Raw genomic sequence first — 26,997 nt, 5'->3', positions numbered from 1 at the left:
GCCACCTGACCTGCGAATTTATGAGGGATGGGACGGCAGCGGCGACGTCCTCAGGGTCTCATTCGGAAATTCTTGACGCTCGGATGACGCTCGAAGCGGAAGGCTCAACCTCCCGGACCTCTTCGGCCGCGGCTGTGCCGACCGGACCATCCGCACGGGGGGACTCCGGCACGGGCGTCCCGCTGCACCTTTCCAGCAGTGGCGCGAGCCGATCCCGGCCTGGAGCCGGGAGCGCGGCCCGTCAGAGCCACGGAACGTGGCGCCGTAGTCCGAGGTCTTGAGCGGTTGGTACCACCTCGCCACCTAGATACCAGCCCGGTATCATGGCTGTATGGCGATGACACTCCGACTCCCAGACGACCTTGACGCGAAGCTCACCGAGCGTGCCCGTCGCGAGGGCCGCAGCAAGCAGGAACTCGCCATCGAGGCTATCCGGGACGCCCAGAACCGGGCCGAGCTCAAGGTCGGTGACGTCCTGGCCGAGCTCATGGACAGTGATGCGGAGATCCTGGACTACCTGAAGTGACCGAGGTGCGCTACATCCAGATCGACGAGATCCTGGCCATCGCTCGCAAGGTCAACGGTACGGAGCACAGCGTGCGCGACATGGGGCTTCTGGTGTCAGCGATCGAACGGCCCCGGACCAACGTGTTCGGAGCCGAGTTGTATCCCACGCTGCACGAGAAGGCTGCGGCGCTGCTGCACTCTGTTGCCCGCAATCACGCGCTGATCGACGGCAACAAGCGCACCGCCTGGCTTGCCATGCGTGTCTTCCTGCGGTTCAACGGCGTCAGCGCCAGTGCCGTCCCGCCACCCGTCTCTGTTGCCGGCCCGTTCGTCGAGGAAGTCGCGCAGGACAACGTCGATGTACCGGCCATCGCCAAGCGCCTGTCGGCCTGGTTCCCCGTCTCCTGACGTACGACGACGGATGGGCTGGGCACGCGCGTGCCCAGCCTCACGCACCTGGCAGTTTCGTTTGGATCAGCCGGTCGACGGGGCCGACCCTGCCGTCGGTCGGTCCCGCGGCGGGGTGACCATCAAGATTCATCTTGCGGCTGATGCCCGCTGCCGGCCCGGCCTGTCCGGTGGTGACAGCAACCGTGAGGAGGTGGCGACGCTCCTGCCTCTGCCGATGTCGCGGCCCGCCTGCGCGTTCGCCGACTGTGAGGACGGCACCGCACCAGGCCGGACGTGGGCCTCGCTGACAAGGCGCCCGCGTGATTCGGAACCTTCTGCACAAGCGCGGCAGTGTCAGATGCCCCGGACCATGATCGATCCGGGGGCATTTGCCTGGTGGTCCCGGCAGGGTTCGATCCTGCGACACCGGCACTGGGGGTGGGATCGAGCCCTGCCGGGTGGTGCCAGACGGTGCGGCGCGGTCCTGTTCTTCCTGTTCAGCGTCGTGCGGCTCGGGTGCCGGTTCCTGATCGTGCCGCCTGGTGCTGACCGTCTGCTCACACATCGCGCACGCGGGCTCGGCTTCACCCTGGACCAGATGCGGGACCTGCTGGACGCCACCGACCGCCTGGACGCGACTCCGCCGCCGGAGGGCGACGAGCGCGAGGAACTCCTCGAGCGCGTACGCCACTTCGAGCAGGCGGCCGCCGAGCGCGTCGCCGACCTGCGCAAGCAGTTGGGTCGAGCCGAAGAGTTCGGCCACGCTCTGTGTGAGCGTCTGAGCGAAGACGATCACGCCCGAGCCTGACAGTCAACGGCGACCGGGTCGGTCCATCGCGACTTGCCGTCCGCGCTTCGATAGGCGCCGCCACGCGACGTCGGCCGGTGTCAGAGGCGGCCGAAGAGCCGGTCGAGGTGGTAGCCCAGGACGTCCATCGCCTCGCCCGCTGCCCGACCAGGACGCTGGTGCTCAACCCGGGGAGAGGACGAGCAGGCGGGCGGCCTCCACTGCTGCGTCCAGGGCCGACGAGAGCGCGCCGTCGCTCTGCCCTCGCCTGAGAAGGTCGGCGACCGGCGTCCGTCTCCCGGACGGCACCTGCACCTTGCGCATCGAAGGGCTGGACACGAGCGACGGCCCCTCTGCGGGTCTGGTTGAGCGATGCGCCGGTCAAGGAGGGCAAGTCTGGCTGAAGCTGAATGCCTGGCCGCATCAAGGGGCGCCAGGTCGATCCCTCAGGCAGTGAGGGCCGTGAGCGCTGCACCTATAGTCCTGCGCAGCTGGCCCTCATCGGCCCCGGCGCGCGAGCGGAGGTTCACGCCATGGGCGAGGAGGGCCAGGACTTCGGCCGCTGACTCGGGCTCTGCACCTGGGCCGAGTTGCCCCTTCGACTTCGCCGCCGTGAGCGCGTCACGCAGGGCGGCGCGGAGTCGGTGGTGCTGATGGTCCAGGATCGTGCGGACGTCCGCCTCGCTGTTCTCGGCGCCGGCGTGGGCGTTGGAGACCATGCAGCCCCAGCCCGCGTACTCGCCGGTGCAGCGCGTCGCGATCAGGTTCTCGAAGAACTCCTCGACGGCGGGCAGTCCCCGTTCGTCCTCTGCAAGGCGTCCGAGATTCGGACGCGACCTCTCGTCCACGTAGCGTTCCAGGGCGGCCATGTAGAGCTGCTGCTTGCCGCCGAACGTTGCGTAGAGGCTGGAGCGGTTGAGCCCGGTCACGTTCACGATGTCCTGGATGCCGGTCGTGGCCATCCCCTGCTTCCAGAAGAGCCGGACGACCGTGTCCAGGACCGTGTCGGGATCGAAGTGCTTGATGTCCGCCATCGCGCGCCCCTCAAGTTGTAACGACAGTTCCAAGATACCTCTGGCCGGGGAGCGAGTGCGGCGCTAACCTGGAATGGACGTTTCAAGATTCCGTCAGGGAGCACTCATGAGTCTCAACGCCGAACTGCGCGCCTTCTACGAGAGCCGGCAGGAGCAGATCCCGGCCCGCATTCGCGAGATCATGAACCGGGCCGGCCGGGACATTGCCGACTCCGGCCAGGCCGAGCATGCCCTCAACACCGGCGACGCGGCGCCCGACTTCACCCTCCCTGCCGCCACCGGAGACCCGGTCGCCCTGCGCACCCTCCTCGCGTCCGGGCCGGTCGTGCTCACCTTCTACCGGGGTGCCTGGTGCCCATACTGCAACCTCGCCCTGCGCGCCCTCCAGCAGCACCATGGCGACATCACGGCTCGCGGCGCCCGCCTCGTCGCTGTCTCCCCGCAGATCCCGGACGAGTCCCTGTCCCTGACTGAGAAGCACGGCCTCGCCTTCGACGTCCTCAGTGACCTCGGCTCCGACGTCGCCAAGCAGTACGGCCTCGCCTTCGACCTCCCCGACGACCTTGCCGAGGTCTACCGGGGCTTCGGCATCGACCTCCAGCACGCCAACGGCGGCCACGCCCGCACCCTGCCCCTCCCGGCGACCTATGTCATCGACCAGAACGGCGTCATCCGTTGGGCCTTCGTCAATACCGACTACACCACCCGCGCCGAACCCTCCGACATCCTGGCCGCGCTCGACGCCCTGGGGCGCTGACAGGGCGATCGGCCTTTTCGGGGCGTCTCGTGCCTACAGGGACGCTCGGCGAAGCGGTCAAGGAAGCGGTCCACCGGCCTCGCGGGACACATGCTCAGCATGTAGGAGCCCCGGGGGTCCTGGTCCACCACTTCCAGAACAAGCTCGATCTGCTGCCCGCCATCGGTGGGGGACAGGAGCGTATGCCCCTGCTCGTACTCGACGGCCACCCGTACCCGGGCCCCGCTCTTGTCGTGCCGAAGATCGAGGACCGGCCCCTCTGCGCCGTCCCCGGTGTACGCCTCACCCCACTGCTTCGGCGCCACCATTACAGGCCATAGGTTGCGTCAGGGTGCAGGCCGGAGAGCGCGTCCAATACCGCCTCGCGATCGGGCAGTTCGCGGGCGTACCACTTGCGAGGACCGTGGTCGTGGCAGTACTGCATGCCTTCGCCCCGTTTGTTTGCTGTTGCCGCTTCACCGAGGAATGCGCGCGGCGTGCATCCCATGCGTCGGCCGGCGCGACGCCCTACTGGTTGAAGACGCCGAGGCAGTGGCCCAGGCGCCGCTCGATGTCGGTGGCGACGCCTAGTGTCCCGAGTCTTAGGAAAGCTTTAGAAGTATGCTTGGCTCATGGCGCGCATGGGTCGGCCGACGGTCGAAGTGGTCCTGACGGATGACGAGCGGGAGACGTTGCTGCGCTGGTCACGGCGGGCGACGTCCGCGCAGGCTCTGGCCTTGCGCTGCCGGATCGTCCTCGCGTGCGCTGACGGGTTGTCGAACACTGCGGTGGGCGCGGACCTCGGGATCCACCCGACCACGGTGGCCACATGGCGGAAGCGGTTCGCGGCCAACCGGCTGGAGGGCCTGGCCGACGAGAAGCGGCCGGGCCCGGCGCGCACGGTGACCGACGAGCAGGTCGAGGACGTGATCGTGCGGACCCTGGAGGCGACGCCGAAGGGCGCCACGCACTGGTCCACGCGCGAGATGGCGAAGCAGAGCGGGCTGAGCCAGTCGACGGTCTCACGGATATGGCGCACCTTCGGCCTCAAGCCGCACCAGGTCGACACCTTCAAGCTGAGCAAGGACCCACAGTTCGTCGAGAAGGTCCGCGACGTTGTGGGCCTGTACCTCGATCCGCCCGAGCGCGCCATCGTGCTCTGCGTCGACGAGAAATCGCAAATCCAGGCGCTGGACCGCTCGGCCCCGGTGCTGCCGATGATGCCCGGCATGCCCGAGCGCCGCACCCACGACTACCTGCGCGGAGGCGTCACCACCTTGTTCGCGGCGCTCAACACCGCCACCGGCGAGGTCATCGGCTCCCTGCACCGCCGCCACCGCGCCGCCGAGTTCAAGAAGTTCCTCGCCAAGCTCGACAAGGAGGTCCCCGCCGAGCTCGACGTCCACCTGATCTGCGACAACTACGCCACCCACAAGACCCCCGCCATCCAGAAATGGCTGCTCGCGCACCCGCGCTTCCACATGCACTTCACGCCCACCAGTTCGTCCTGGCTCAACCAAGTCGAGCGCTGGTTCGGACTGCTGACGGACAAGCAGATACGCCGCGGCGTCCACAAGAACGTACAAGCGCTGGAGAAGGACATCCGCGACTGGATCGCCCACTGGAACGAAGACCCCAAGCCGTTCACCTGGACCAGATCCGCCGACGAGATCTTCGAACGCCTCGCCGGCTACCTGAACCGCCTGCCGAACCCCAAATCCTAGATATGTAGTGCTCCTAAGACTCGGGACACTAGAAGGCTGCTGTGTACCCAGGAGATCTGGAGCGCGCTCGGGACTTGCTCCGCACGAGCTACGCAGCGGCGTGAAGCGCTGGTGAGGGGCGTCGAGTTGATGGTTGCCCCGGCGATGCCTCTCAACGTATGGGCTGGTCGTGGCGGTGGACCCTCAATGATCAGCGGGATCACCGGGGTTGCCAGTCGGCGATCCCGCGCTGCATGGCTCCGCTTCGAAGTAGTCTGCGTTTATCTGGCCCTTGTGCGGCCGCTCCTGTGGCGGGCCGTTGCTGGAGCTGGCCACGGCGGATTTTACGTCGGGCTGAACGGGACGACAGTAACCCTGTGGCTGGTAGGAATCCGCGATCGGTTCTGGGCCAGGCTGAAGAGTTCAGGCTTCGGACCGCAATTGACCTTGTAGGTACCGCGGTCTGGCGCCTGCCAAGCGGGTTTATACACGTGAGCACGGCGGAGGTGTCGATGTGGCTACCTGCTTCCTGGCCTTCTGTCCACCGGGTGACGCCCTGGACAAGGCGCTCATGGAGTCCCAGATCGGCCTCTACGAAACGGAGTCGATCAAACCCCGCAGGCCCTGGTACGGCCTCGGCGAGTTGAACTTGCCACCGCGGAGTGGGCCGCTGGTTCAACAACCAGCGCCTCCGCACCGCAATCGGCGACGTCCCGAGCACGAGTCCAACTCTCACGCTCGACACCGGCTGCAACCGGCGGATGGAGCCAATGGGCCCTGCACCGAACCCGGATCGGTTCATCCGTATCCTACGGATGCCTACGGTCGACGAGTCTTTGCCCGGTGCGCCCGCCTTTGAGCGTCAGGCCCGGAGACCCGGATCCCACGAGCTGCCATGCGGTCGGCGTCGTCGGCCGGGGTCACCATCCGCTGGGATGTCTACCAGCAATTCGGGTGGCTTCTCCACGTTCCGCTTGGTCGATGGCCCCGGCGGCGTTGATCAGGCCGATGTGGCTGAATGCCTGCGGGTAGTTGCCCAGTGCTTCTCCCGTGGCTGCACATACCTCCTCCGCTAGAAGTCCGACATCGTTGGCGCAGGCGAGCGCGCTTTCGAAGACCTCGCGGGCTCGGGTCACGTCGCCGGTAAGCGCCAGTGCGTGGGCGAGCCAGAAGGTACACAGGAGGAATGATCCTTCCTCGGCTGCGAAGTCGTCCGTGAGATAGCGGCGTACCTGTCCGCGTGCGTCGGTGAGTCGAGTGGCGACCGCGGCCACGGTGGAGCGGACGCGAGGGTCGTCGCCGGGTAGGAATCCGACCAGTGGCACCATGAGGGCCGAGGCGTCGAGTTCGTCGTTGCCGAACGACTGGGTGAAGGCGCCCATTCTCTCGCTCCAACCGCGGGTTTCGATGGCTGTTCGGATCTCGTTCCGGATGCCCTGCCACGCAGCGACGCCAGTGGCGGTTGCTCCGAGGGCGGGGGCGAGGCTGATGGCACGGTCGAGTGCGACCCAGCACATGAGCTTCGAGTAGAGGAAATGACGGCTGGGTCCGCGCATTTCCCAGATGCCCTGGTCGGGTTCCCTCCATCGGCGGGCGGCAGCCTCGGCGGCCTGAATCAGGAACGTCCGCAGGGGCGGATCGAGCCATCCGCCCTGAGGCAGTGTCCGGTGGGCTGCGTCAAGCAGTTCGCCGTAGACATCGAGCTGACGCTGGTGCCAGGCGTCGTTACCCGTGCGTACTGGTGCACTGCCGCGCCAGCCGCTCAAATGGGGCAGGGTGCGTTCGCTGAGGTCCCACTCGCCGCCGACGCCGTACATCACCTGGAGGTCCATGCCGCGTTCCAACTGTGTGGCCGCGGCTCGGGCGAGGAACCCGAAGAATGCGGCCTTCTCCTTTGCGCAGGCGGCGATGGACAGCGCTTGCAGGGTGAAGCTGGCGTCGCGTACCCAGGTGTAGCGGTAGTCCCAGTTACGGTCCGCGCCGATGCTCTCTGGCAGCGAGGTGGTGGCTGCCGCGACGATGGCGCCGGTGGGGACGAAGGTCAGGGCCTGCAGTACGCGTCCACTGTGACCGACCTGTTCCTGCCAGGGGCCGCGGTATCCCTGATGGGCTGCTGCCCACGAGCGCCAACACTTGGCGGTGTCGTTCAGACGGCGGCGGATCTGCCCTGCTCGCCAAGGGACGGGCTCGGCATCACCCCACGTGGACACGGACTGCAGGGCGAAGCCAAGCCGCTGCCCTGCCCGCATCGCAAACTCACCGCGCGCGGTGGACCCGTGTGTTTCCAGCGAGGGCGGGGCCGACAGCACGAGGCGACGCGCACCTCCATAAGCGGAGAGGCCGCCACGCACAGCTGTCATCAGGGGGTGGATGAGCCCGAATTCCGGGCGCGGCGCAAAGCTGGTCTCCAGGGTCACCGAGCCGTCGGTGCAGGTGACTTGACGCAGCAGGATGCCGGGAGACGACGTGCCCAGTGCGTGTGCGCGTTCCCTCTGTCCCATGGCGAGTGCGTCGAGAAGAACCACTGTGCCGGTCGCGGTACGAAAAGTGGTCTCCAACACCATGGAGTCTGTGAGGTAACGACGGCTGACCTCGACGTGACCGCGGGGACGGATCCACCAGTGCCCGGCGTCTTCGTCGAGCAGACGGCCGAAAACCGCGGGACTGTCGAAACGCGGCAGGCAAAGCCAGTCGATCGAACCGTCCCTACCGACGAGGGCGGCCGAACGACAGTCGGACAGGAGCGCGTAGTCACCGATCGGGCGAGTGCTCATGGCAGCCGTACGGCGTGATCGGGGGCCGCGCACCGTGAGCATGGTGATGAAGGGGGCGTTGTCATGGCGCGGAATCCTGGCCGAGGCCAGGTCCCTGGCCGGGTTCGGTTCCGGGTGGAGGTTTGGGACTGGGCTCGGATTCGGGCGCCGGCTCGGGTCCGGTTCCACGTCCGGGTCCAGGTGCCGTTCCGGGTTTGGTCCCGGTCCCGGGCCCGGGCTCTGGTGCCTGTCCGGACGGTGTCGGGCGGGATTTTGTCATCCGGATGAGGAGGACGAGTGCGGAGAGCGCGAAAAGCACGGCGGTGATGAGTAGCCAGCGGCCGAGGAATACGTCATCGGGAAGAGTGGTGTAGGCCGTGAAGCGATCTACCCGGCCCAGGATCAGGGGGAAGTAGGTCAGGAGCAGGATGCCGGAGAGGAACACCGGGACACGGAGGTAGTTGATCCATCCCCTTGTCGGGGGGTGGGTGTTGTGGTGGGTTTCGGGTTCTCTGCGATCGCCCAACAGTGTCTGGGCGGCGCGGTCGGTGACGGTGTACAGGGGGAGCAGGACAAGGTCGTGCAGGAGAGCAGCGCCGATGAACCACACAACGACCATCAGTGGTTCGCCGCCGCCAAGTAGCCGGATTCCGGCGTAGCCGGTCAGGGCGAAGGAGGCCAGCACGAGCAGCAGGTGGAGCGGTGAGGACCCGTAATGCTCCCTGAATCGGTTCATGTGCTGTCTCCGAAGGTGAGACGGGTGACCCATTTCGTGTTGTGGACGCCAGGGTTGGCGGGGACGATGATCCGGGCCGGATAGCCGTGGTCCGGTGACAGATCGGCTCCGTTGACCCGCAGGGCCAGCAGGGCCCGGGGGTCGCGGACCTGGTTGTCGCGCAAGGTGGTGGAGCGGAAAGACCCGCTTCGCTGGGCGGACTGGACGAACACCCCCGGCGGGGATCCTTCGTAGCCTACGAGTGCAGCCAGGTCGGCCAGGCGCACCCCGCTCCATTCCTGATCTTCGGTGGACCAGCCCTCCACGCAGGCGATGGGTAGCGCTGCCCGGTGCTGCGGCAGGGCCAGGACCTCGGCGCGGGTGAGGATTCTCTCGCGGCCGGCGACGCCCCGCACGACAAGACGCCATGCGGGCCCCACGTCCTCGGGCCGGATGCCGACGCCGACCGCGGTCTTGTTGACCTGGAACCCGTTCTGTCCCGGCCCGGGGTTCTGACCGCGTGGAGCCAGTAGCGCGGTCACTCTGAGCGAACCACCGATGCTCTGCCCGGCCGTCATCGCGAGCAGCAGGAGGGAACCCGCCCCCACCGTGCCCAGCGCACCCCGTCGGGACATCGTCGGTGCCGCGGGTCGCGGGGTCACCAGACTCTCCTCGTCGAGAGGTCCTGCCGTGCCGTTGCCGGCCGGCCCGCGCAGTTCCTCGCGGAGCCCGCCGCCGCGCAGCATCCGGACCATCAGCGGGATACGGAAGGTGACATGGACGACGAACGCTCCGATGAAAACCCACGCACCGTAGAAGTGGAGCGGATAGAAGGAACCGGGAAAGATGTAGTCGAGCTGGATGTTGAGGACACCGGTGACAAATTCGAACAACACTCCGCCGACGAGCAGCAGTAGAGACAGCCGTTCGATCGCATGGGCGATCGACTTCACCGGTGGCCAGGAGAACAGTCGGGGAATGACCGACCACAGCTTCGCCAGCAGCACCGGGATCAGCACGATCCCGAGCGTGACATGGATGCCCTGGGTGAGACGGTAGAGCCAGTAGGGATGTGTGGGCCACGCGAACAGGTAGAAGCCCAGCCACCCCCTGTCCGGCGTCTTGTCATTACCACCGAGATCCGGGTTGTAGGCTGCGTAGGAAAGCAGCCCGGTCACGAACAGAACCGGAATGCCCACGAGCAGCACCGCACCGAAAACCGACGTCAGCCACGGCCCGCGCAGCGGACTGCGCCAGAACTCCGGCCGCGTCGGACCCACCGGTGGCCCCTCCCGCAACAACCCAGCAACCCTCACCCCCACCCCGCTCGGCGCCTCGCCCGCTGCCGAAGCCGTCGGCTCCCGCTCTCCGCCGGATGGCGCCGCGCCATTCGCACGCCCGGCCGACGCACCCGACCGCCCCGCCACGGCATCCCCCTCCGCGCCACGGCGGGCCGCCCCGTCCCCGCCCCCCACCGACCCGGCCTCATCGGGAGTCTCATCCCTGCCCTGCGTGTCGCTCATTGGATTCCTCGTCGGTATTGCTCGGGGTGGGGATCGGCAGCGCCGCCCTTCCGACCGTCGCAGGCTCGCTGACCTCAGGTCCTACTTCCCGCGCCGGGATTCACCTCGCGGCTGGCGGGAGATCGCCCGCATCTTCACTTAGAAGTGTCAGGTGACGCGGCGAGGTGGGCGAAGACGACAAGGGGAATCCTCTGATCGAAGTCCCCAAAGATACGGGCGAGGAAGCGGCAGACGACCGTCACGTCGACCGCATCGCTGAGCCGCCCGTCTGTGGTCTCCTGTGCTGACCTGCACTCTGTTTCACGGCAACGTGCCGGACCTGAGCGCGCTGCAGCGTGCCGACGACCGCCCGACGCTCCGACTGTCGCGCCCCGCCGGTTGGTACGGCGACGGGTTGCTCGACCGGGCCCGTTCCGTGTACGGCGCCGGCGAGAACGCCGAAGCGGGCGGTGTGTACCCGGAAACCGGGCCGGCCGAGGGAGGCGAAGTAGTTGGCGTAGCTGGTGGCGGGCCGGCTTGTCGAAGGAGGCGAGGCGGGCCGCCGGTTCGTCGACGACGCCGTCGAGTTCGTCGTGGGGGAGGCCGCTGATCCAGCCCCACCGTTCGGCGGTGTCGGCGTCGTAGTCCTGGCTGCTCAGGAGTACTTCGAGGGCGCGGTCGCGGTCGGCCAGGCGAGGCAGGCGTTCGGTGCTGCCAGCCCGGGAGGATGCCGGTGGCGACCTCGGGCTGGCCGAACACGGCGCTCTCGCGGCCGACGTAGCGCAGGTCGCAGGCGAGGGTGAGTTCGTCACTGCCGCCCCGGGCGCGGCCCTGGATCGAGGCGATGCTGATAGGGATGCGTCGATGCCGTATCGCTGTGCCCGAGATCGCAGAAGACCACCTGGGGGTCGCCCAGTCATTGCGTACCCGTTACCGCGATCTCTACTTGGACCTGGCGGGTGCGATGAACGCAGCCCTCGCCGTTGACTACGACACTGACGCCGTCCTCACCCTTGACCGCCGCGACCTTCGCGCTGTGGGTCCGCTGGGTCCTTGCAAGGCATTCCGGGTGCTGCCCGACGATCTTCCTCTCTGGTGTCGGCGGGGTCCGGTCGTGTCGTTGTTTCTGTCGGTGGTGACGCTCAAGGGCCTGCCGCTGCAACGCAGCCCGGCTTCAAGCCGCTGCACCCACTCGTTCAAGGACGCGCGGTGGGTTCCGTGCGGAGGGCCCCAGCCGGGCACTCAGGGCGTCGGGATCGCGCAGAGGGCAAGGTGCCGTGGTACGAAACGATCGCTCGAGGTCATGACGCGCAGCGTGTCAGGCACCTTCGACAACGGCGGCAGTACCCGTCACCCGACATCACCCCCCCCCGCCGCTGTCGGGGCCAGGCACCGCCGCCGGGATCACCAGCCGGTCATCAGCAGGTGGTTGAGGAGCAGCGCGAGCACCGCCTGCGCGGTGAGCCAGGCGCTGGGGCGGGTGAGGAAGGCACAGCCCGGGAGCAGCCACATCGCGAAAGGGAGCCAGATGCGCTCCGTCTCGGCCTTGCTCATCCCGGACAGGTCGGCGACCAGCAGGGCGAGAAGGGCGGCGGCCACGAGGAGAGCGAGGCGGGCGTCGGCCGGGACCCGGTCGTGCGCGCCGTCCGGGCTGGCGAGGGCGTCGCTGCGCCCCCGCACGAGCACCGCACCCGTCCGCCGCAGGCCGGCCGCGGTCGCCAGCCCGGTGATGAACACGGTGCAGGCGAGGTTTGCCCACACCCAGTAGCCGTAGGGGCGAATACCGCCCGCGCCCTGGTAGTAGCGGGTGACCAGCAGGTGGTACGCCTCCCACCAGTCGAATCCCGCGAGCGTGAACGCCATCGGTACGACGGCCGCCCCGGCGAGCAACAGCACCAGCAGTACAGGGCGCTCCCGGACCCGGTGCCGACCGAGTATCAGCACCGCCGCGCCGATGAGCGCGACGAGCGTGAGGCCGTAAGAGAGGTAGCAGGTCAGGCCGAACAACAGTCCGGACGCCCCGGCTGCCCAGAGGGAACCCCGGGTGACCGCGAGCGTCAGCAGGGCCACCGCCCAGGCCGCCACCGCCGCGAAGTAGGCGTCGGCCGAGGTGCCCACCCACACCGCGGCGGGTGCCAGGACCAGGAAGGGGGCCGCCCGTCGTGCCAGGCGATCGTCGGCCACTGCGCGGATCGTGACCAGCACGGCCACGCAGGCCGTCGCGCCGACCGTGATGCACCACACTCCTGCCCAGCCGCCGCCGCCCAAGCCGAGTCGGTCGAGCATGACGAATGTGAGGGTGGCGGCCGGGGGGTGGCCGGCGATGTGGGCGGGCCAGTTGTCGGGGGAGTGGAGCAGGATGTGGTGGGTGAAGTCGTGCAGGGCGGCCGGGATGCTGTGGAAGCGGTCGATGACCTGGAGGTATTCGTTGCGCGTAGTGAGGCGGACGGCGATGCCGCGGTGCCAGCCGTCGATCAGGGCGAGGGAGAATATCCAGGCCATGGACGTGCCGCAGGCCAGGGGGAGCAGGGTGCGCCAGGGTAGACGGGCCGCGAGGGCGGGGCCGTAGGCCACGGTGACAGCTGCGACGAGTGCCGCCGCCGGGGTGCCGGGGCCGACGTGCGGTCCCCAGGACCCCAGCACCGGGGGCCAGCCGACGATGAGTGTGTGGTGGGTGTCCTGGATGCGGCGGCCGATCAGCACGGCCGCCGTCACCAGCAGGGCGGCGGCCCCGGCGGCGTACAGGTCAAGGCGGAGGTCGCGGGACGGGCCGCCGGAGCGGGGGCGCGAGGCTCGGCGGAAGGCAGGGGGCGGGTCACATCCGGAACGCTAGGCCGGGCGGACGTCCACACACTGCCGTCCGGGCCGGACGTCAGCGTTTCGTCATGGGTCGCGCGCCCTCCACCAGGGGTGCCCCGGCCTACGGTCGGACCATGCGAGACGATCCATGGCTCCCTACTTCCCCCGGCTTCTGGCGCAGCCCCCTGCGCGGCCCCTGGTTCACGTCCGTCCTCGGCGTCGTCCTGCTCGTCGGCATCACGGTGCTGTTCGTGACGGGCCTTGTCTCGTACGCCGCCTACAACCCGGGCCTGTCGCCGGTGAACGACAAGACGCCCGACAAGGGGATCCTCGGCTTCTACCTCTTCGCCTGGCCCACGAATCCCCACTGGCTGTATCGGCTCAACCAGGGCCTCCACGTGACCCTTGGCATCACCTTGGTCCCGGTCCTGCTGGCCAAGCTGTGGTCGGTGGTGCCGAAACTGTTCGCGATACCGCCGGTCCGCTCTCTCACCCATGCGCTGGAGCGGATCTCCCTGTTGCTGCTGGTCGGGGGCGGGCTGTTCGAGTTCGTGACCGGTGTGTTCAACGTCCAGCTGAACTACGTCTTCCCGGGCTCCTTCTACCCGTTGCATTTCTACGGGGCCTGGGTGTTCTTCGCGGCCTTCGTGGCCCACGCACTGTTGAAGATGCCCACCGCGTTGCGCAATCTGCGGCATGTGCGGGAGGAGCGGAACGACCTGGTGTCCCCGCGCCCCGCCGAGCCGACCGTCTCCCGGCGCGGCGCGCTGTGGTTCGTCGGGGGCGGCTCGCTACTGCTGTTCGCCACGACGGTGGGGCAGAACTTCGACGCTCTTCGACGCACCGCCCTCCTCGCCCCGCACGGAGGGGCCGAGCCCCGCGGCGGCCCGAACGGTTTCCAGATCAACAAGACGGCCGCGTACGCCGGCGTCGACGCGGCGGAGACGGGGGAGGACGTCTGGCGCCTCGTCGTCACGGGACGCACGGGCACAGTCCGCCTCGGCCGCGCCGACCTCCTGCGACTGCCTCTGCACAGCTCGGCGTTGCCGATCGCCTGCGTCGAGGGCTGGTCGACGTCCGACCAGCGGTGGCGCGGGGTGCGGCTGCGTGATCTCGCCGCTCTCGTCGGCTACGACGGCGACCCGCCGGATGTGCTTGTCGAGTCCCTCCAACTGCACGGCGTCTTCCGTCACGCGGCCCTGCGTGCCAACCAGGTCGCCGACCCGCGCTCCCTGCTCGCCCTGTACGTCAACGGCGAAGAGCTGTCCCCAGACCATGGCTATCCCGCCCGCGTGATCGTGCCCGCCGCGCCCGGCGTGCTGAACACCAAGTGGGTGGCCCGTATGACGTTCGGAGACCTGTGATGCTTCCGCGTGTTCCGGTCGGCTGCCCTCTGCAACTGCTGCTGCTCGGCTGCTCGTTCGCCCTCGCCGGATACGCGGGCGTGCGGCTGCTTGCGGACGACTGGCTCGGTGCGGCGCTGTGGATCGTGGGGGCTGCACTGCTGCACGACCTCGTGCTGCTGCCCCTGTACGCGGGGGCGGACCGGGCAGCGGTACACGGTCTCGGCGCGGCTGGCCGCCGGAAGTGGGCGATGTACGTCCGCGTGCCCGCCGCACTGTCCGGCCTGCTCCTGCTCGTGTGGTTCCCACTGATCAGCGGGATGGTGGACCGGCGTTACCGGCTCGCCACGGGGCTGTCGCCGGACGGCTTCCTCGCCCGCTGGATGCTGATCACCGCCGTCCTGTTCGGCGGCTCGGCGCTGCTGCTTGCTTTGCGTTTGCGCAGGGCGGCGAAGCACCGACCGCCTGCTGCCCACTGAGCGGCCCTCTCCCAGCCCTGCGCATAGCGGTGCAGGGCCGGAGTGCCGAGCCGTGCCCAGGGGAAGGGGGCGCCGACGGTGGCGTGAGCGTCGGTGATGTGGACGTGAACGCGTTCGTCGACGTCCACCGGCGCGGTCTCAGTGATCAGCAACCCGCCGGGAGCGAGCAGGACGGCGACCCGCTCGAGAAGGGCGTGTGGGTCGCCGCCGATGCCGACGTTGCCGTCCATGAGCAGCACGGTGCCCCAGCGACCCTCGCCGGGCAGCGGCTCGAAGACGGAGCGTCGTAGCGCCGGTCCGCCGAGCCGCGCCGTGTGGTCCACGGCGGCCTCGCTGACGTCAATACCGAGGGCGGTCCGGCCCTGGGCGGCGAGCTCCGCCACCAGCCGGCCCGGTCCGCAGCCAACGTCCAGCACGGTGCCCTCGCACCGGTCCAGCACGTCCAGGTCGACCTGGTCGGCCCGGGCGCACCAGCGTTCCACTTCCAGCGGCAGCAGCCAGCCGTCGTCCCGCCGCAAGAACAGCGGCCCTCGTCCGGCGCGCAGGGCGGCGGCGTAGGAGTCGGCGCCCGCCCACGGGGGCACGGTGGTGCTCATCGGCAGCCCGCCGCCGTCGCGCACCGGGCCAGCCGCACGGCGAACCGGCCGTGCGGGGCCAGGGCGGCGACCGCGTGGGCGTCGGCAGCGGTGTCGACGTCCCGCAGGCACGGCAGGTCGCGCACCCGCAGCCCGGCGGCGACCAGCCGCTCCCGCTGCACGGCCCCGGTCACCGGCGTCGACATGGGCACGCCTCGCAACAGGGCCGGATCGGGGCGGGCCACGCCGAGCGCCCAGAATCCACCGTCCTCCGCCAAACCGAAGTACCCGTCGCAACGCGTGAAGTCCACGGTCAGCATCTCCGGCGTCACCTGCGGGGTGTCCATGCCGATGAGCAGGGCCGGGCCGGTGCAGCGCGCGAACGCGTCCGCCAGCCGCTCGTCCAGCCCGCCCGAGCACTGCGGTACGACGTCGAAGCCGGGCGGCAGCCACGGGCCGGGGGCGCCGTCGAGGACGAGGATCCGCCGCGACGCGGGCGCGGCGGCCACGGTGCACAGAGTGTCGGCGAGGGCCGCCTCCGCGAGTTCCGCGGCTTCCTCGGGGGTGAAGGGCGGGGTGAGCCGCGTCTTGACGCGCCCGGGCCGGGGTTCCTTGGCGATGACGAGAAGCGTGGTCACCGTGCGGTTCCTCCCGCAGGTGTGGGGGTCTCGTGCAGGACGCGGCTCATGTCCCGTACCGCCTGCCAGGTGCCGCGCCAGGTGCCCGTCACCTTCGAGGCGCCGGTGCGCGGCAGGTACGGCACGTCGTGCTCGACGATCCGCCAGCCGGCGTCGGCGGCCCGAACGACCATCTGTAGGGGGTAGCCGCTGCGCCGGTCGGTGAGGCCGAGGGCGAGCAGCGGGTCGCGGCGGGCGGCGCGCAAGGGGCCGAGGTCGTGCAGGCGCAGCCCGGTGCGGCGGCGAAGCATGCGCGCGAGTGCCAGCTTGCCCGCGTGGGCCTGCGCGGGCCAGGCGCTCCGGGTTCGGGGACTGCGCCTCCCGAGAACCAGGTCGGCCTCGCCGGAGCGGATCTCGTCTACGAAGGGCACGAGCAGCACGGGGTCGAGAGAGGCGTCGCAGTCGCAGAAGCAGACGATGTCGGCGCCGGCGGCGGCCAGTCCGCTGTGGCAGGCGGCGCCGAAGCCCCGGCGCGGCTCGTGCACGATGGTGGCGCCGAGCGCGCGGGCGATCTCCGCCGAGCCGTCGGTGGAGCCGTTGTCGACGACCAGGGCACGCCAGCCGTCCGGGATCCGCGCGAGCACCCAGGGCAGTGCGTCGGCCTCGTTCAGGCAGGGGAGGACGACGTCGACGTCTGGTGGTGAGGTCACGTCTTCACCCTACGAGCGCTAATCAGGCATTTCGGGCATGCGGTCCTTACGAAACGCGGACGCCGGGGTCGGCGAGGGTGAGGGGCGGCACCGGGAACGGCGTGGTGCAGGGCTGGAGGCATGCAACAGCCGTACGAGCGCCCCTGGGGGCACAAGCCGGGGCTCGGTGGACCCGCCTCCTCGCAGGTCCTCGTCGCAGCCTCCTTGCGGGACCCACGAGATCCGGTGACTAGCAGGTGCTCCTCGGTGCGGTTCCTCGGCCGAGAAGATCGGCGAGGCCGCCGCGCGTCGCGGCGATGACGACGCGGTCCTCGGGGCGCAGGGCGTAGCCGGGGTGGAGGTCCCACAGCAGCTGGGGGTGTTCGCCGTCGCGGTGTGCGGAGGCAAGGTCGGGGCGGCGAGCGGCGGGCGCGGACGTGTCGAGAGCGAGGATGCGCCAGGCGCCGGGGCGGAACGCTTCGGAGACAGTACGTCCTTCGAACTGGGGGTGGCCCGCAACGGGGAGGGCCGCGAAAACGAGGATCTTGCGTTCGACGGGGATGGCGCCGAGGATCTGGCGGCCCATCATGGCGCCGGCGAAGGCGGGCGCGGCGAGGTGGGTGACGCTGCGGCTACGGGTGAGGGCCTCGGGGTGCGCGGTGCGCAGGGTGCGGTAGACGGCGGTCGCGAAGTCGTCGTCGTACAGGCGCAGTGCTACGCGCAGGTCGGTCTTGAGAGTGCGTGCGGAGAGGGTGGCCTCCAGGTTCGTGGTGTCCGAGCTGGTAAGTGCGAGCAAGGCGTGTGCGCGGTGGATCTTGGCTGCTTCCAGGACGCCTTCTTCAGTGACGTCGCCAAGAACGACGGGCACGCCGATGCCGCGGGCGAGCGCGATGCCGCGGGCGTCGGGGTCCTCCTCGACACACACAACCGGGATCTCGAGCTCGCGCAGTCGAACGAGGACGCGGGCGCCGATCTTTCCGAGACCGAGCAGCACGACATGCCCGGACAGGCCGCGCGGGGGTCGACGCAGAGCGTCGGTGGCGCGGAAGGTGCCAAGGGCTTCGAGGGCGCCGGCGACAAGGAGGGGGAGCAGGGCGAGGCCGACAAGGCCGGAGAGGAGTTGCAGGACTTGACGGGCGGTCGATTCACCGACGGCGGGGTCGTTGATCGAGAAGAGGTCGAGCAGGGTCAGATAGGCGGCGTGCACGGGGTCGGCGTCGGTGAGCAGGATGGTGGTCACGGTCAGGGCAAACACCGAGGCGACGATGCCGGCGAGCGCCCAGCGCAGCCGGCCGGAGAACAGGTCGCCGAACGCAGCGCCCCTAAGGGAGAGACGTCGAAGCGGCCTGGCGGGGGCCGCGTGCCGGACGGTTTCCAGAATGACGGTGCCACGTCCCGTGGCGGTGTGCACGGTCCGGTCGTCGGGCAGGAGCAGCGGTCCCACGGTGCCGCTCGCGTCGGAGCCCTCGGCACCCGCGGGATCGGCTGTCGTCGACGACAGCAGCGCCAGCGTGCACAGACCGGGGTCCGGCACCTCGCCCCGACCGGGCGGTGTCCGTTCCACCGCGCGCAGGAGCAAGCCGTCTGCCTGGACGACCTTGCTGGTTCCGGCGACGGCGGTGGCGGCGAGCGCGGGTGCGGCGGTGTCCGCGTCCGAGAGCACTGTCGTGGAGGCTTCCAGGACTGCCCGGTCCATGCCGGGCATGGCCACGAGGGCGGCCTGGTCGAGGAGTTCTTCCATGTGCTGACCAAGCTTGCGGTTGTACATGCGCACCACGAGCCGAAGACCGGGGTTGAGACGGCGGGCGAGAAGCGCCGAGCGGAGGTTCGTCTCGTCGTCCTCGTACAGCAGGGCCAACGCCGCGGCACGGTCGACTCCAGCACGCAGGAGGGCTGCCTCCGTGGGGGAGCCGGACATGACCTCCCGTATCGGCAGGAGGACTCCGCCGCTCGTGTCGTCCGGTGCGGCGCCGGCGGAACCTCTGGCTGTCGAGCTGAACCGGCCTATCAAGCCGGCCGCGCGCCACTGCGCGGCGGGCTGCTCCTCCAGGCGGCCTTCGGCACGGTCGCCGGGGACGACAAGGACAACCTGTTCGCGATAGACGTCCCGCAGTTCAGTGGCCAGACGTTGGGCGAGCCCGTCATCCCCGCAGACCACCATGTGGCCGACTTGATGTCCTCTATGACTCTGCGGCGGCAGCACCGGCATGTATTTCCTTCCCCCCTTGCTGGGCATCTCGACTGGTAGAAGGCCCGTTCGCACCCAAACTTCATCAACCGACCGGCCATTGGCGCAACTTGTGCACCATCTGCAGCGCCGGGCGGCCATGAGCGTCAGTGACTGGGGCGCAGGCCAGCCACCCGGTTGGCACTCCACGTCGCAAGCGCCGCAGCAGGAAGTCACGCCCCACACCGAAGGCGGTGAGTCTGGCCTTGAACAGATCGGGCGGGCTCTCGACGAGACAGCGTTCAGTGTGCCGGAGCCACCAGCACCAGGCGTATGCACCCAGTACCCCGGTCAGAAGCAGCAGCAGCGCTGCACAGGCCATCGCGATGGGGCTGTCCACCGGATGGTCAGACGTGTGCTGGTGAGTATCGCGCGCGGACCTGGTGACGATCTCACCGCGCCAGACCGTACCTGCCGCGCGAAGCTCCGGACGCACCTCTTCAGGGCGACGGCCCGACCCCGCTGAACTCCGCCAGTTCGTTCCACCCGTCACTCCCGGCGACGCGAACCCAGCCGCCGGGCCCGCGACCTTGCCGCACGCGCACGGCTTCGACGGTGAACCAGGCAATGCGCAGGCACACTTCGGATCGCTACGAAGCTGACGCCCAGGAGCAGCCCCGTGCGGCTGATGAGCGGTGGGCCCGGTACCGGTACGAGTGCCGAGATGACCAGAAGCGAGCCGGCCGGTCGGCCGAGCAGACCCGGCTGAAGGCGGAAAAGAGAATCGCGATCGTCCAGCGGCGGACCCTCTACCTGAAGCACGCCGAGATCAGGGCCCAGACCGACAATGCCGCCTGCCAACAGGACATCCTGACCGCGCAGAAGAAGGTCGCCGCCCGCCCAGGTCACTGGCCGCCAGCTCGACACGCAGGTCCGCAAGCCGCCGTATCAGCCTCGTCAGGGAGGCTGAGGCGAACGCCCAGTGGGCCAGGCCCACCGGTGAGGGTGAGAAGGCCCACCGTGCGGCGCTCGCCGTACGCCGTACGCATCGAGGGCGAGGCCCAGTCCGCGGCCATCTCCGCCCGGGGCGCCGCCGAGGCCGAGGGGGTCGCTCCATGAGCCCTGTCCCCTACGCCACCGCCGACACGGTCGTCGAAGGGCGACATCATCGTCGTCGCGGGCAAGACCGGAGTCGTGGAGCCCTTCACATAGCTGTCCTGACGACTAGGATCAGCCGTCGGTGAGCCGGGAAGTCTGGTCGGCACAGTTTTCCGCCTGCCCCGGAGCTCCTGGCCATGCCCCTCACTCTTGTCGTGCTCGCCTTGTGGGCGCTCGCCTTCTTCACGTTCAACACCGTCGTCTGCGTCCGAGTCTGGCGGATCAGCCGGCTACCACTCTGGCGACGAGCCTTGCCCGGGCTGCTGCTGTGCACCGCGCTCGCAGCCAGCCTCAGCCGAGCCACCGGAACCACCATCGTCGCCGAGGCACTCGCCTTCCCCCTCTACCTGGCCACTGCGGGGATCGGCCTATTCGAGCTCCGTCCCCACCGGGCGCGTTCCTCCCGCGCGGACGGCCCCGAGGCTCACATGTGAGTACCTGGGCGAGCTGGACACTGCTGCTCGGCGGTGGGGCACTGCTTGTGGCGTCGAGCATCGCCGTCCTGCTGGGCTGCACGCCGAGCCGCCTCGCCGGGGCCGACACCCTGGCCCGCCTGCTCGGTGCCGCGGGTGTCACGCCGTACGGGACCGTGCTGAGACGAGGCGGCACGGCTTGCCAAGGCACCGAGACTGCAGGGGCTGTTCGACAGGTGCACACTACGCAAGGATGCAGACAGTCCGTGATGCCAGAGATCGGCAACCTGAGGCCCAGTTCGCTGCCGGTCAGCCACCGATGCTTGGACTCGACGGTACGAGTGACGCGTAACCGTTGCTGTACGGCTCAGGGCCTGGGCGACGGCCACGTCGTTGGCGTGGTACAGGAGCCGGTCGAAGCGTTCGGCGCGTTGGGCGAGGCGTTCGAGATCGCTGCGACCGCACACCAGGTCGGCGATGAACTCCCGCCGGGCGGCCTCTTCTTGCCACATCGCCATGTGCTGGGCTCTTTCGTGGCCTTCGGCGAAGGCGTCGACGGCCTGCTCGACGGCGGCGAGGAGGTGGTGGGCGGCGGCCTGAGGCAGATCCGGGCGGACCCGCTGCGCGGCGGAGAGGCGAGCGCGGATGAGGGCCCGCAGCCCGATGTGGGCCTGCGCGGCCCGCTCCCCTGCAGCGTCTCCCGTTCCTCGCGGGTAAGCCTGCGGCGGGTCGCGCACACACTCGCCAGGATCTCGGCGTACCCCAACACGTGCTCCTCGGCTGGCTCCCTCTCCGTTCCGGGCCCTCCCGGATTCCCGACACTCTCTGACGAGTTCAGTCCTTGACGCGCCGGGACCAAGACTGAGACGCCGCTCGCAGGAGCTCTCCACCGGCATCAAGAAGACGTCAAAGACTGCCCGGTTACGGCAATGCCAAGCGGCGTACGCCTGCTCCAGGATGGTTCGGCGGGACGGTATGGGCGTGGCCCCGATGCCGGGAGACGGAAACTGCGATGCGTGTGGGGGAGGGGCATGGAGGAGATCCTCAACACCGGCTTCGGCGCGGAGCGCGACACCTTCGACTCCGACGTGGACACGCAGGCGCTGCGCCTCCGCCGGGTGCCCGTCTCGGTGGCGGCCTCCGTGTTCACGGCTCGCCGCCTGATGCTCATGCTGGAAAGCCTGGAGTCCCGCTTCGCCGAGCACGACGGCTTCCTGCACAGTATCGCCGAGAAACGGACCGAGATCTACGACGCCTTCACGGCACGCAAGCAGCCGCTCCAGGACGCCCGCGCGCGCCGCGCGGAGCCTCTCGCGGAGTCGGCGCGGCGTTGGCTGCTGTTCTGCTGCGACGCCGCAACCTCATCTACCGGCGCCTGTGCGAAGAGGAAGACCGCGACGACGACGCCGACGGCATTCCCGACATCTCCACGTCCCGTGCGCGGCTTGGCAGCGCGGGGTGAACGGGCAGGGTGCGCCCGCGGCGTTGCGCGGCGCGGGTGTCGTGCTCGCCCTCCTGGTCATCCGCACCGCCGTGCGTGAGATGAAAGAACCGGGCAGCGCCCGGTACGAATGGACGTTCCTGCGGGAGCGGCGAGGTCCGGTCACCTTCCTGGCCACGGCCTCGGTGCTCTCCGCCGTGAGCTGGACGATCTCCGGCCCGGCGTACCTGCCCTGGGTGGGCCTCGCTGCCTTGCTCGTAGCCCGTGTCTCTTCGAAGGAAAGGTGAGCGGACATGGTCTACGCCCTGTGGATCGTGATGTCGATGCTCGTACTCGTCGCCTCCGCACACGAAAGAGCGGCTGCCTCATGACCACCTCCTCCGAACTCACACCGAAGGAACGGCGAGAGCAAGCCCAGCGGCTGCGCAACGCTCAGCAGCCGGGCGATGAGGCGACGGCGGCCCTCAAGGCTGCGCTGGCACGCGTCGGCCTGATCCTGCCCTCGCTGCGGTCCTCGCAGCCGGTCAATGGTCACGGGTTCGTCGAACTCGGCGGGTGCAATGCCGATTTCGCGGCCCGGCTCGCGGAGCTCATCAACGCGGGTGTCGACGCACGGCGCGGCAGACCGGTGAGCACCATGACGACGAAACCCCTGGTGCCTTGTCTCGTGAAACGCGACGACATCGTCCAGGTCGATGGCGAGGGGCGCGTCGTCGACCGTCGGCTGCTGGCCCGGGGCGATACGTCATCAGGACCGGCGTGATCGAACCCGGAGGGCTCAGGCGCGAGTGCCGGCGAAGAGTTCGAGGTGGGCGCAGTTGGGGCAGCGGTAGGCGTCGATCTGCCAGGTGGGCTTCCCCATGCGCTTGGCGCCGCCGAAGGGGCCTCGTTCGAGAGCTCCTTGGATCCACCGGGCGAAGCCGCGGGAGTGCTGGCCTGCGTCTTCGACAAAGCCGGGTTCGAGGCCGACGGTGCCACAGTGGGTGCACCGGAAGGTGTTGTTCACGCTGCGGAGTCTAGGCGCGGGGCAGGCACCGTCGGCGGGCAGGTCAGGCGTTGTCGGCTGCCTTGCGCTGGAAGTGCCAGGCGAGCGCGAAGCTGCCGGTGGCGGTCCATAACAGGGGCGCGCCGAAGGCCCGGTCGAAGGCGGCGGTGAACACGATGCCGATGACGGCCTGAAGAGCGCCCAGGAGGGCAAAGGTTGTGGCGGCGCGGTGGTGGACGGACATGCGTCCTCCCTTGGGTCGGTGGGGCGGGTGTCGGTGCGGCCGGGGAACGATGGTCTCGTTCACCGGCCGCGGTGTTACGGGTTCACTCAGGCGTGGTGGCTGATCAGCAGCCGCCGCGCCAGGGGTAGGCGTACCTGCCGTAGGCGTAGCGCGGGATCCACCACCTGGTGTAGACGTTGATGTGCAGACACTGGCCTCTCGCCGCCGCCCACTGGGCGATGAACTGGATGGACGCTCCGATGATGGTGATCAGAGCGGCCAGGACACCCAGAACGGGTGCGGCCGGCGGGAAGAGGAAGGCCAGCAGACCGAGGACGGCAATGGTGTAGGTCACGTCAAGCCCGACCTCCTGGCCCGCGACCACGGCGGCGTGCTCTGGCTCTACCGCGGCACCGGCAACAGCAGCGCCCCCTTCGCCGCCCGCACCCGCATCGGCAGCGGCTGGAACACCTAAGACCAGCTCACCTGATCACCATGAGCTCTGGTCGGCGCGCCGCGCATCCTGCGAGGTGCCGACCTCGACCGCGAGCGCGAGGGGCGGATCGATCCGGCGGTGTCCGCCCACCGAGGGTTTTCGCTCGCCGGGGTCCTGTGGCCAGGGGCGTGGGTTTCATGGCCCGAGGTTCTTGGCCGGCCAGTCGAGCAGTCGGGCTCCGATGACTGCGGTCTGTAGTGCGTAGCGGTGCAGGGGGTCGGCGGGGTTGGAGCCGGTGAGGCTGTGGATGCGTGTGAGGCGGTATGTCAGCGCTCTGACGCTGAGGTTGAGCTGGCGTGCTGCTTCGGTTGCGACGCAGCCGGCGTCGAAGTAGGCGGTGAGGGTGTTGAGGAGGGGGCCGGGGCCGCCGCGTGCGTTGTGGAGGGGGCCGAGGATGTTGCGTACGAGGTCGGCCATCGCGGCGCGGTCGCGGGTGAGGACGGGGAAGACGAGGAGGTCGGCGGCGTGCAGGACCGGGCTGTCCAGGTCCATGCGTGCTGCCAGGTCGAGGGCGTTGAGGGCTTCCTCGTAGGAGTGGACGACGCCGCCCGGGCCGGGGTGGGGTCGGCCGATGGCGACTTGGCCGCCGTCGGTGGCGGCGTGTGCGTGTTTGGCGAAGTAGGTCAGGATTTCGTCTTGTTCGCCGGGTGCGATGCAGATGAGTCTGCCGTCTTTGGTGGTGAGCAGGATGCTGCGGTCTCCGAAGCGGGTGAGGACGGCCTGTTCCACCTTGCGCAAGACGGTGCCGGTCTCGTCGTACGGGGCCGGGTCGCCGGCTACTGCGACGGCGTGGGCGTGGGAGAGCCGCAGCCCGAAGCGCTCGGCCCGCTCGGCGAGCCGGCCCAGGTCGCTGCGGCCGTAGAGCAGGTCGTCGATGAACTCGCGGCGCGCGGCTTCTTCCTGGCGTACGGCGAGTCGCTGGGCGCCTTCGTAGCCTTCGGCAAGGGCGTCGATGGCCTGCTCGACAGCCGCGAGAACGTTGGTGGCGGCGGTGTCGGGCCAGGTTTCCCGTGTCACGGCGAGGTGTCTGACGACGAGGGCGCGCAGGCTGTGCCCGGCCTCGGCTGCCTGTTCACCGAGCGCACGCCGGGAACGCAACTCGTCCCGGGTGAGTCGACGTCCGGTCGCGGCGACCTCGGCCAGGATCTGGGCGTAGCCCGCCAGATATTCCTTCGGAATCGTTTGCCCTGCCACGTGGCCCCCGGTTTTTGATGCGTTGGTGACGCGTTCTTGACGCGATGAGGACCAGGGTGGCATGTCGCAGCCGGTTGTTCTTCGGCCGGGGTTCGGCATCAAGAACGTGTAAAAATTGCCGGGTTCCGGCAGTGAACTTGTGTGCGGATGCATGAAAGCATCTCCGTACCGTCGGGCGCTCGCGTAGGGGATGGGGTGGCGCACATGGGCTGGTTTCTTGGTCTCGGCATCGCGGGCGTGGTGCTGCTCGTACTGTCCCTGCTCTTCGACGGGGTGCTGGAAGGGGTCTTCGACGGGCTGAGCGGCGCGCTGGACGGGTTCCTGTCGCTGCCGGTGATCGCCGGATTCGTGTCGATGCTCGGCTTCGCCGGAGCGATCACGCTCGGGATCACTGGCCTTGGAGCGGGAGTCGCCGCCGGTGTGGGCGCGGTGGCAGGGGTCGGCACGGGATGGCTGACCTGGAAGCTCAGCCGGGCTCTGATGCGCGACGATGCCTCGGACACGCCGCGCGGCGAAGATCTCGTGGGCAGTTCAGGCTCCGTGGTCACCGCCGTTCCCGTCGACGGATACGGCGAGGTGCTGCTGTATCTGGGCCAGCAGCCGCTGAAGTTCGCGGTGAAGAGTTCCACCCCGATCGCTCGCGGTACCGAGATCTGGGTCGAGTCGGTGCTCACCGCGACCTCCGTCGTGGTCCGCCCCGTCGACCGTTGACCGCTTGACCGTCTCATCACCGCACTGTCCGTGTGCCGGTCGTTTTCTGACTCTTCCAACTGTTCCGAATCAAGGGGGATTCGCCATGAGCCCTGTACTCACCGCTGTGGTGGGCATCGTCGTTCTCGTCGTACTGCTCGCCCTCGTCGTCATCACCCGCTACAAGGTCGCAGGGCCCAGCGAGGCGTTCATCATCACCGGCCGCCGCGGCAAGAAGGCGACCGATCCGGCCACCGGCCGGGTCTTCACCGACCAGAGCGGGCAGAAGGTCGTGGTCGGCGGAGGTGTCTTCGTCGTCCCGTTCGTCCAGCAGAAGTTCACCCTGGACCTGTCCAGCCGGCACATCCCGGTCGCGGTGCGCGGCGCAGTCACCCTGCGCGGGGTGAAGGCCAACCTTGAGGGCGTCGCGATCGTCAAGGTCGGCGGGACCGAGGACTCCATCCGCGCCGCGGCCCAGCGATTCCTGATGCAGCAGAACGGCATCGTCGGATTCACCCAGGAAGTGCTCTCCGGCGCACTGCGGTCCATCGTCGGCCGGATGTCGGTCGAGGACATCATCCGAGACCGGGCGGCGTTCGCCGGTCAGGTCGCGGAGGAGGCCGAGGCGAGCCTGTCCGGGCAGGGCCTGGTCCTGGACGCCTTCCAGATCCAGGACATCACCACCGAGGGCTCCTACCTGGAGGACCTCGGACGGCCCGAGGCCGCCCGCGCCAAGCAGGAGGCGGACATCGCCGAGGCCGTCGCGCGGCGTGCGTCGGAGCAGGCGCGGCTGAAGGCCGAGGAAGAGATCGCCATCGCGCAACGGACGTTCGCACTCAAGCAGGCCGAGATCAAGGCGGAGACCGACGAGGCCGCCGCGAGGGCTGCCGCCGCCGGCCCGCTCGCCGAGGCCGACCGCCAGCAGGAGATTCTGAGCCAGCAGGAGAAGGTCGCCGAGCGCCAGGCCGCGCTGACCGACCGTGAACTGGACACCCAGGTCCGCAAGCCCGCCGACGCCGCCCGCTACCAGGCCGAGCAGGAGGCCGAGGCCCGCCGGATCGCCCAGGTCAAGGAGGCCGAGGCCGACGCCCAGCGCGCCCGCCTGACCGGCGAGGGCGAAAAGGCCCACCGCGCCGCCCTCGCCGACGCCGTACGGATCGAGGGCGAGGCGCAGGGCGCAGCCATCGCCGCGAGGGGATCGGCCGAGGCCGAGGCCATGCGGAAGAAAGCCGATGCCTTCGCCCAGTACGGCGACGCGGCCGTGCTCCAGATGCTCGTCGAAGTGCTGCCGCAGGTCGTCGGCAAGGCGGCCGAGCCGCTGTCCGCCATCGACAAGATGACAGTCATCTCCACCGACGGGGCAAGCCAACTGTCCCGCACGGTCACCGACAACGTCGCCCAGGGCATGGAACTCCTCAGCTCCACCACCGGAGTCGACCTGGCGCAGCTGCTCCAGGGCATCACGCAGAAGAAGAGCCCGAACGCGAACACACCCGTCAATAACGGAGCGGTTGAGATCACCGACTAGCCTCGGCCTTTCAGTTGGGGCGCCGGTGGTCACCGTGCCGTGAACGCAAAAGTGCCTTCTGAGCATGGAGTAT

At 69.2% G+C, this 26,997-nt stretch carries 29 protein-coding genes and 2 pseudogenes; 16 read left to right on the top strand and 15 right to left on the bottom strand.

Translation table 11 applies throughout. The features are described from left to right. Positions 1 to 331: 331 nt before the first annotated feature. The 3 genes from OG878_RS10740 to OG878_RS10730 all read left to right on the top strand — a co-directional run bounded on the left by OG878_RS10740 (position 332) and on the right by OG878_RS10730 (position 1,705). Positions 332 to 526, top strand: coding sequence for a ribbon-helix-helix protein, CopG family (locus OG878_RS10740; RefSeq protein WP_328886576.1), 195 nt, complete (start codon positions 332 to 334; stop codon positions 524 to 526). Then, positions 523 to 915 carry a type II toxin-antitoxin system death-on-curing family toxin gene (locus OG878_RS10735; RefSeq protein ID WP_328886575.1) on the top strand — a complete coding sequence of 131 codons (393 nt, stop codon included), beginning with the start codon at positions 523 to 525 and terminating at the stop codon, positions 913 to 915. Before OG878_RS10740 ends, OG878_RS10735 begins: the two co-directional genes overlap by 4 nt. Before the next feature lie 115 nt (positions 916 to 1,030). Then, a complete protein-coding gene (locus OG878_RS10730; protein ID WP_328886574.1) occupies positions 1,031 to 1,705 on the top strand; it encodes a hypothetical protein in 675 nt (224 codons plus the stop codon). 162 nt (positions 1,706 to 1,867) lie between these two features. Here the strand turns inward: OG878_RS10730 and OG878_RS10725 are convergent, their stop codons facing one another. Both OG878_RS10725 and OG878_RS10720 read right to left on the bottom strand, forming a co-directional pair. Then, a complete protein-coding gene (locus OG878_RS10725; RefSeq protein ID WP_328886573.1) occupies positions 1,868 to 2,023 on the bottom strand; it encodes a hypothetical protein in 156 nt (51 codons plus the stop codon). Between the two features lie 107 nt (positions 2,024 to 2,130). Next, on the bottom strand, positions 2,131 to 2,718 hold the full coding sequence (locus OG878_RS10720) for a TetR/AcrR family transcriptional regulator (RefSeq protein WP_328886572.1): 588 nt from the start codon (positions 2,716 to 2,718) through the stop codon (positions 2,131 to 2,133). Positions 2,719 to 2,824: 106 nt separating this feature from the next. On the opposite strand from OG878_RS10720, the gene OG878_RS10715 reads away from it, so the two are divergent. The 3 genes from OG878_RS10715 (at position 2,825) to OG878_RS10705 (ending at position 5,178) form a co-directional block, all read left to right on the top strand. Next, positions 2,825 to 3,475, top strand: a complete 651-nt coding sequence (locus OG878_RS10715; protein ID WP_328886571.1) for a peroxiredoxin-like family protein — start codon at positions 2,825 to 2,827, stop codon at positions 3,473 to 3,475. A 29-nt stretch (positions 3,476 to 3,504) separates the two neighbouring features. Beyond that, the gene (locus tag OG878_RS10710) at positions 3,505 to 3,795 is read left to right on the top strand and encodes a hypothetical protein (protein ID WP_328886570.1); all 291 of its coding nucleotides are present in this window, start codon (positions 3,505 to 3,507) and stop codon (positions 3,793 to 3,795) included. A 291-nt stretch (positions 3,796 to 4,086) separates the two neighbouring features. Further along, positions 4,087 to 5,178, top strand: coding sequence for an IS630 family transposase (locus OG878_RS10705; RefSeq protein ID WP_328885146.1), 1,092 nt, complete (start codon positions 4,087 to 4,089; stop codon positions 5,176 to 5,178). A gap of 899 nt (positions 5,179 to 6,077) precedes the next feature. Here OG878_RS10705 and OG878_RS10700 read toward each other — a convergent pair. The 4 genes from OG878_RS10700 to OG878_RS42245 all read right to left on the bottom strand — a co-directional run bounded on the left by OG878_RS10700 (position 6,078) and on the right by OG878_RS42245 (position 10,964). Continuing rightward, positions 6,078 to 7,931: a glycoside hydrolase family 15 protein gene (locus OG878_RS10700; RefSeq protein WP_328886569.1), complete on the bottom strand. Its 1,854-nt coding sequence runs from the start codon at positions 7,929 to 7,931 to the stop codon at positions 6,078 to 6,080. A gap of 61 nt (positions 7,932 to 7,992) precedes the next feature. Further along, positions 7,993 to 8,646 carry a hypothetical protein gene (locus OG878_RS10695; RefSeq protein ID WP_328886568.1) on the bottom strand — a complete coding sequence of 218 codons (654 nt, stop codon included), beginning with the start codon at positions 8,644 to 8,646 and terminating at the stop codon, positions 7,993 to 7,995. Further along, positions 8,643 to 9,947, bottom strand: a complete 1,305-nt coding sequence (locus tag OG878_RS10690; RefSeq protein ID WP_443049090.1) for a molybdopterin-dependent oxidoreductase — start codon at positions 9,945 to 9,947, stop codon at positions 8,643 to 8,645. Before OG878_RS10690 ends, OG878_RS10695 begins: the two co-directional genes overlap by 4 nt. 501 nt (positions 9,948 to 10,448) lie before the next feature. Continuing rightward, entirely contained in the window at positions 10,449 to 10,964 is a 516-nt protein-coding gene (locus OG878_RS42245; RefSeq protein ID WP_443049250.1) for a hypothetical protein, read from the bottom strand. Between the two features lie 31 nt (positions 10,965 to 10,995). Between OG878_RS42245 and OG878_RS10675 the strand changes: the two are divergent. Further along, positions 10,996 to 11,220: pseudogene (locus OG878_RS10675) on the top strand (VapC toxin family PIN domain ribonuclease); the annotation flags it as partial. Positions 11,221 to 11,531: 311 nt separating this feature from the next. Here the strand turns inward: OG878_RS10675 and OG878_RS10670 are convergent. After that, entirely contained in the window at positions 11,532 to 12,872 is a 1,341-nt protein-coding gene (locus OG878_RS10670; RefSeq protein WP_328891203.1) for a hypothetical protein, read from the bottom strand. A 188-nt stretch (positions 12,873 to 13,060) separates the two neighbouring features. Here OG878_RS10670 and OG878_RS10665 point away from each other — a divergent pair, with 188 nt between their 5' ends. Beyond that, a complete protein-coding gene (locus tag OG878_RS10665; protein ID WP_328886566.1) occupies positions 13,061 to 14,290 on the top strand; it encodes a molybdopterin-dependent oxidoreductase in 1,230 nt (409 codons plus the stop codon). Positions 14,291 to 14,603: 313 nt separating this feature from the next. Here OG878_RS10665 and OG878_RS10660 read toward each other — a convergent pair whose 3' ends face one another. The 4 genes from OG878_RS10660 to OG878_RS10645 form a co-directional block, all read right to left on the bottom strand. Next, complete coding sequence (locus tag OG878_RS10660; RefSeq protein WP_328886565.1) at positions 14,604 to 15,344, bottom strand: class I SAM-dependent methyltransferase; 741 nt, start codon at positions 15,342 to 15,344, stop codon at positions 14,604 to 14,606. Next, entirely contained in the window at positions 15,341 to 15,961 is a 621-nt protein-coding gene (locus OG878_RS10655; protein ID WP_328886564.1) for a TIGR04282 family arsenosugar biosynthesis glycosyltransferase, read from the bottom strand. The genes OG878_RS10660 and OG878_RS10655 overlap by 4 nt, the downstream gene beginning before the upstream one ends. Then, a complete protein-coding gene (locus OG878_RS10650; RefSeq protein ID WP_328886563.1) occupies positions 15,958 to 16,650 on the bottom strand; it encodes a glycosyltransferase family 2 protein in 693 nt (230 codons plus the stop codon). Before OG878_RS10650 ends, OG878_RS10655 begins: the two co-directional genes overlap by 4 nt. A gap of 229 nt (positions 16,651 to 16,879) precedes the next feature. Continuing rightward, positions 16,880 to 18,790, bottom strand: coding sequence for an NAD-binding protein (locus OG878_RS10645; protein ID WP_328886562.1), 1,911 nt, complete (start codon positions 18,788 to 18,790; stop codon positions 16,880 to 16,882). 705 nt (positions 18,791 to 19,495) lie between these two features. Between OG878_RS10645 and OG878_RS10640 the strand changes: the two are divergent. The 6 genes and pseudogenes from OG878_RS10640 to OG878_RS10615 all read left to right on the top strand — a co-directional run. Then, a pseudogene (locus OG878_RS10640) lies at positions 19,496 to 19,906 on the top strand (flotillin family protein); the annotation flags it as partial. A gap of 185 nt (positions 19,907 to 20,091) precedes the next feature. Beyond that, complete coding sequence (locus OG878_RS10635) at positions 20,092 to 20,388, top strand: hypothetical protein (protein WP_328886561.1); 297 nt, start codon at positions 20,092 to 20,094, stop codon at positions 20,386 to 20,388. A 377-nt stretch (positions 20,389 to 20,765) separates the two neighbouring features. Next, entirely contained in the window at positions 20,766 to 21,212 is a 447-nt protein-coding gene (locus tag OG878_RS10630; protein ID WP_328886560.1) for a hypothetical protein, read from the top strand. Positions 21,213 to 21,398: 186 nt separating this feature from the next. Further along, positions 21,399 to 21,908, top strand: a complete 510-nt coding sequence (locus OG878_RS42240) for a hypothetical protein (RefSeq protein ID WP_443049089.1) — start codon at positions 21,399 to 21,401, stop codon at positions 21,906 to 21,908. Beyond that, positions 21,901 to 22,095, top strand: coding sequence for a hypothetical protein (locus OG878_RS10620; protein WP_443049088.1), 195 nt, complete (start codon positions 21,901 to 21,903; stop codon positions 22,093 to 22,095). Before OG878_RS42240 ends, OG878_RS10620 begins: the two co-directional genes overlap by 8 nt. Positions 22,096 to 22,175: 80 nt before the next feature. Then, entirely contained in the window at positions 22,176 to 22,571 is a 396-nt protein-coding gene (locus OG878_RS10615; RefSeq protein WP_328886558.1) for a hypothetical protein, read from the top strand. Between the two features lie 15 nt (positions 22,572 to 22,586). Here OG878_RS10615 and OG878_RS10610 read toward each other — a convergent pair whose 3' ends face one another. The 4 genes from OG878_RS10610 to OG878_RS10595 all read right to left on the bottom strand — a co-directional run bounded on the left by OG878_RS10610 (position 22,587) and on the right by OG878_RS10595 (position 24,706). After that, positions 22,587 to 22,814 (bottom strand): hypothetical protein, encoded by a 228-nt coding sequence (locus OG878_RS10610; RefSeq protein ID WP_328886557.1) that lies wholly within the window; start codon positions 22,812 to 22,814, stop codon positions 22,587 to 22,589. 43 nt (positions 22,815 to 22,857) lie between these two features. After that, the gene (locus tag OG878_RS10605; RefSeq protein ID WP_328886556.1) at positions 22,858 to 23,037 is read right to left on the bottom strand and encodes a hypothetical protein; all 180 of its coding nucleotides are present in this window, start codon (positions 23,035 to 23,037) and stop codon (positions 22,858 to 22,860) included. A gap of 103 nt (positions 23,038 to 23,140) precedes the next feature. Next, entirely contained in the window at positions 23,141 to 23,371 is a 231-nt protein-coding gene (locus tag OG878_RS10600; RefSeq protein ID WP_328886555.1) for a hypothetical protein, read from the bottom strand. A gap of 276 nt (positions 23,372 to 23,647) precedes the next feature. Further along, complete coding sequence (locus OG878_RS10595) at positions 23,648 to 24,706, bottom strand: PucR family transcriptional regulator (protein WP_328886554.1); 1,059 nt, start codon at positions 24,704 to 24,706, stop codon at positions 23,648 to 23,650. A gap of 204 nt (positions 24,707 to 24,910) precedes the next feature. Here OG878_RS10595 and OG878_RS10590 point away from each other — a divergent pair, with 204 nt between their 5' ends. Then, on the top strand, positions 24,911 to 25,417 hold the full coding sequence (locus tag OG878_RS10590; protein WP_328886553.1) for a hypothetical protein: 507 nt from the start codon (positions 24,911 to 24,913) through the stop codon (positions 25,415 to 25,417). Between the two features lie 85 nt (positions 25,418 to 25,502). Continuing rightward, complete coding sequence (locus tag OG878_RS10585) at positions 25,503 to 26,924, top strand: flotillin family protein (RefSeq protein WP_328886552.1); 1,422 nt, start codon at positions 25,503 to 25,505, stop codon at positions 26,922 to 26,924. Positions 26,925 to 26,997 lie beyond the last annotated feature (73 nt).

The sequence above is a fragment of the Streptomyces sp. NBC_00316 genome (assembly GCF_036158715.1).
In the GTDB taxonomy this organism is placed as follows: domain Bacteria; phylum Actinomycetota; class Actinomycetes; order Streptomycetales; family Streptomycetaceae; genus Streptomyces.
Note: the sequence above shows the minus strand (reverse complement) of the source record. Positions and strands in the feature narration are given on the sequence as shown.

What these genes read in the sequence shown, in the direction of transcription:
- OG878_RS10645 (WP_328886562.1), bottom strand. Translation starts at nt 18,790, where the DNA reads ATGGTGGTCTGCGGGGATGACGGGCTCGCCCAACGTCTGGCCACTGAA.
- OG878_RS10635 (WP_328886561.1), top strand. Translation starts at nt 20,092, where the DNA reads ATGCCCCTCACTCTTGTCGTGCTCGCCTTGTGGGCGCTCGCCTTCTTC.
- OG878_RS10715 (WP_328886571.1), top strand. Translation starts at nt 2,825, where the DNA reads ATGAGTCTCAACGCCGAACTGCGCGCCTTCTACGAGAGCCGGCAGGAG.
- OG878_RS42240 (WP_443049089.1), top strand. Translation starts at nt 21,399, where the DNA reads ATGGAGGAGATCCTCAACACCGGCTTCGGCGCGGAGCGCGACACCTTC.
- OG878_RS10705 (WP_328885146.1), top strand. Translation starts at nt 4,087, where the DNA reads ATGGCGCGCATGGGTCGGCCGACGGTCGAAGTGGTCCTGACGGATGAC.
- OG878_RS10700 (WP_328886569.1), bottom strand. Translation starts at nt 7,931, where the DNA reads ATGAGCACTCGCCCGATCGGTGACTACGCGCTCCTGTCCGACTGTCGT.
- OG878_RS10590 (WP_328886553.1), top strand. Translation starts at nt 24,911, where the DNA reads ATGGGCTGGTTTCTTGGTCTCGGCATCGCGGGCGTGGTGCTGCTCGTA.
- OG878_RS10585 (WP_328886552.1), top strand. Translation starts at nt 25,503, where the DNA reads ATGAGCCCTGTACTCACCGCTGTGGTGGGCATCGTCGTTCTCGTCGTA.
- OG878_RS10605 (WP_328886556.1), bottom strand. Translation starts at nt 23,037, where the DNA reads ATGTCCGTCCACCACCGCGCCGCCACAACCTTTGCCCTCCTGGGCGCT.
- OG878_RS10660 (WP_328886565.1), bottom strand. Translation starts at nt 15,344, where the DNA reads ATGAGCACCACCGTGCCCCCGTGGGCGGGCGCCGACTCCTACGCCGCC.
- OG878_RS10720 (WP_328886572.1), bottom strand. Translation starts at nt 2,718, where the DNA reads ATGGCGGACATCAAGCACTTCGATCCCGACACGGTCCTGGACACGGTC.
- OG878_RS10740 (WP_328886576.1), top strand. Translation starts at nt 332, where the DNA reads ATGGCGATGACACTCCGACTCCCAGACGACCTTGACGCGAAGCTCACC.
- OG878_RS10615 (WP_328886558.1), top strand. Translation starts at nt 22,176, where the DNA reads ATGACCACCTCCTCCGAACTCACACCGAAGGAACGGCGAGAGCAAGCC.
- OG878_RS10695 (WP_328886568.1), bottom strand. Translation starts at nt 8,646, where the DNA reads ATGAACCGATTCAGGGAGCATTACGGGTCCTCACCGCTCCACCTGCTG.
- OG878_RS10665 (WP_328886566.1), top strand. Translation starts at nt 13,061, where the DNA reads ATGCGAGACGATCCATGGCTCCCTACTTCCCCCGGCTTCTGGCGCAGC.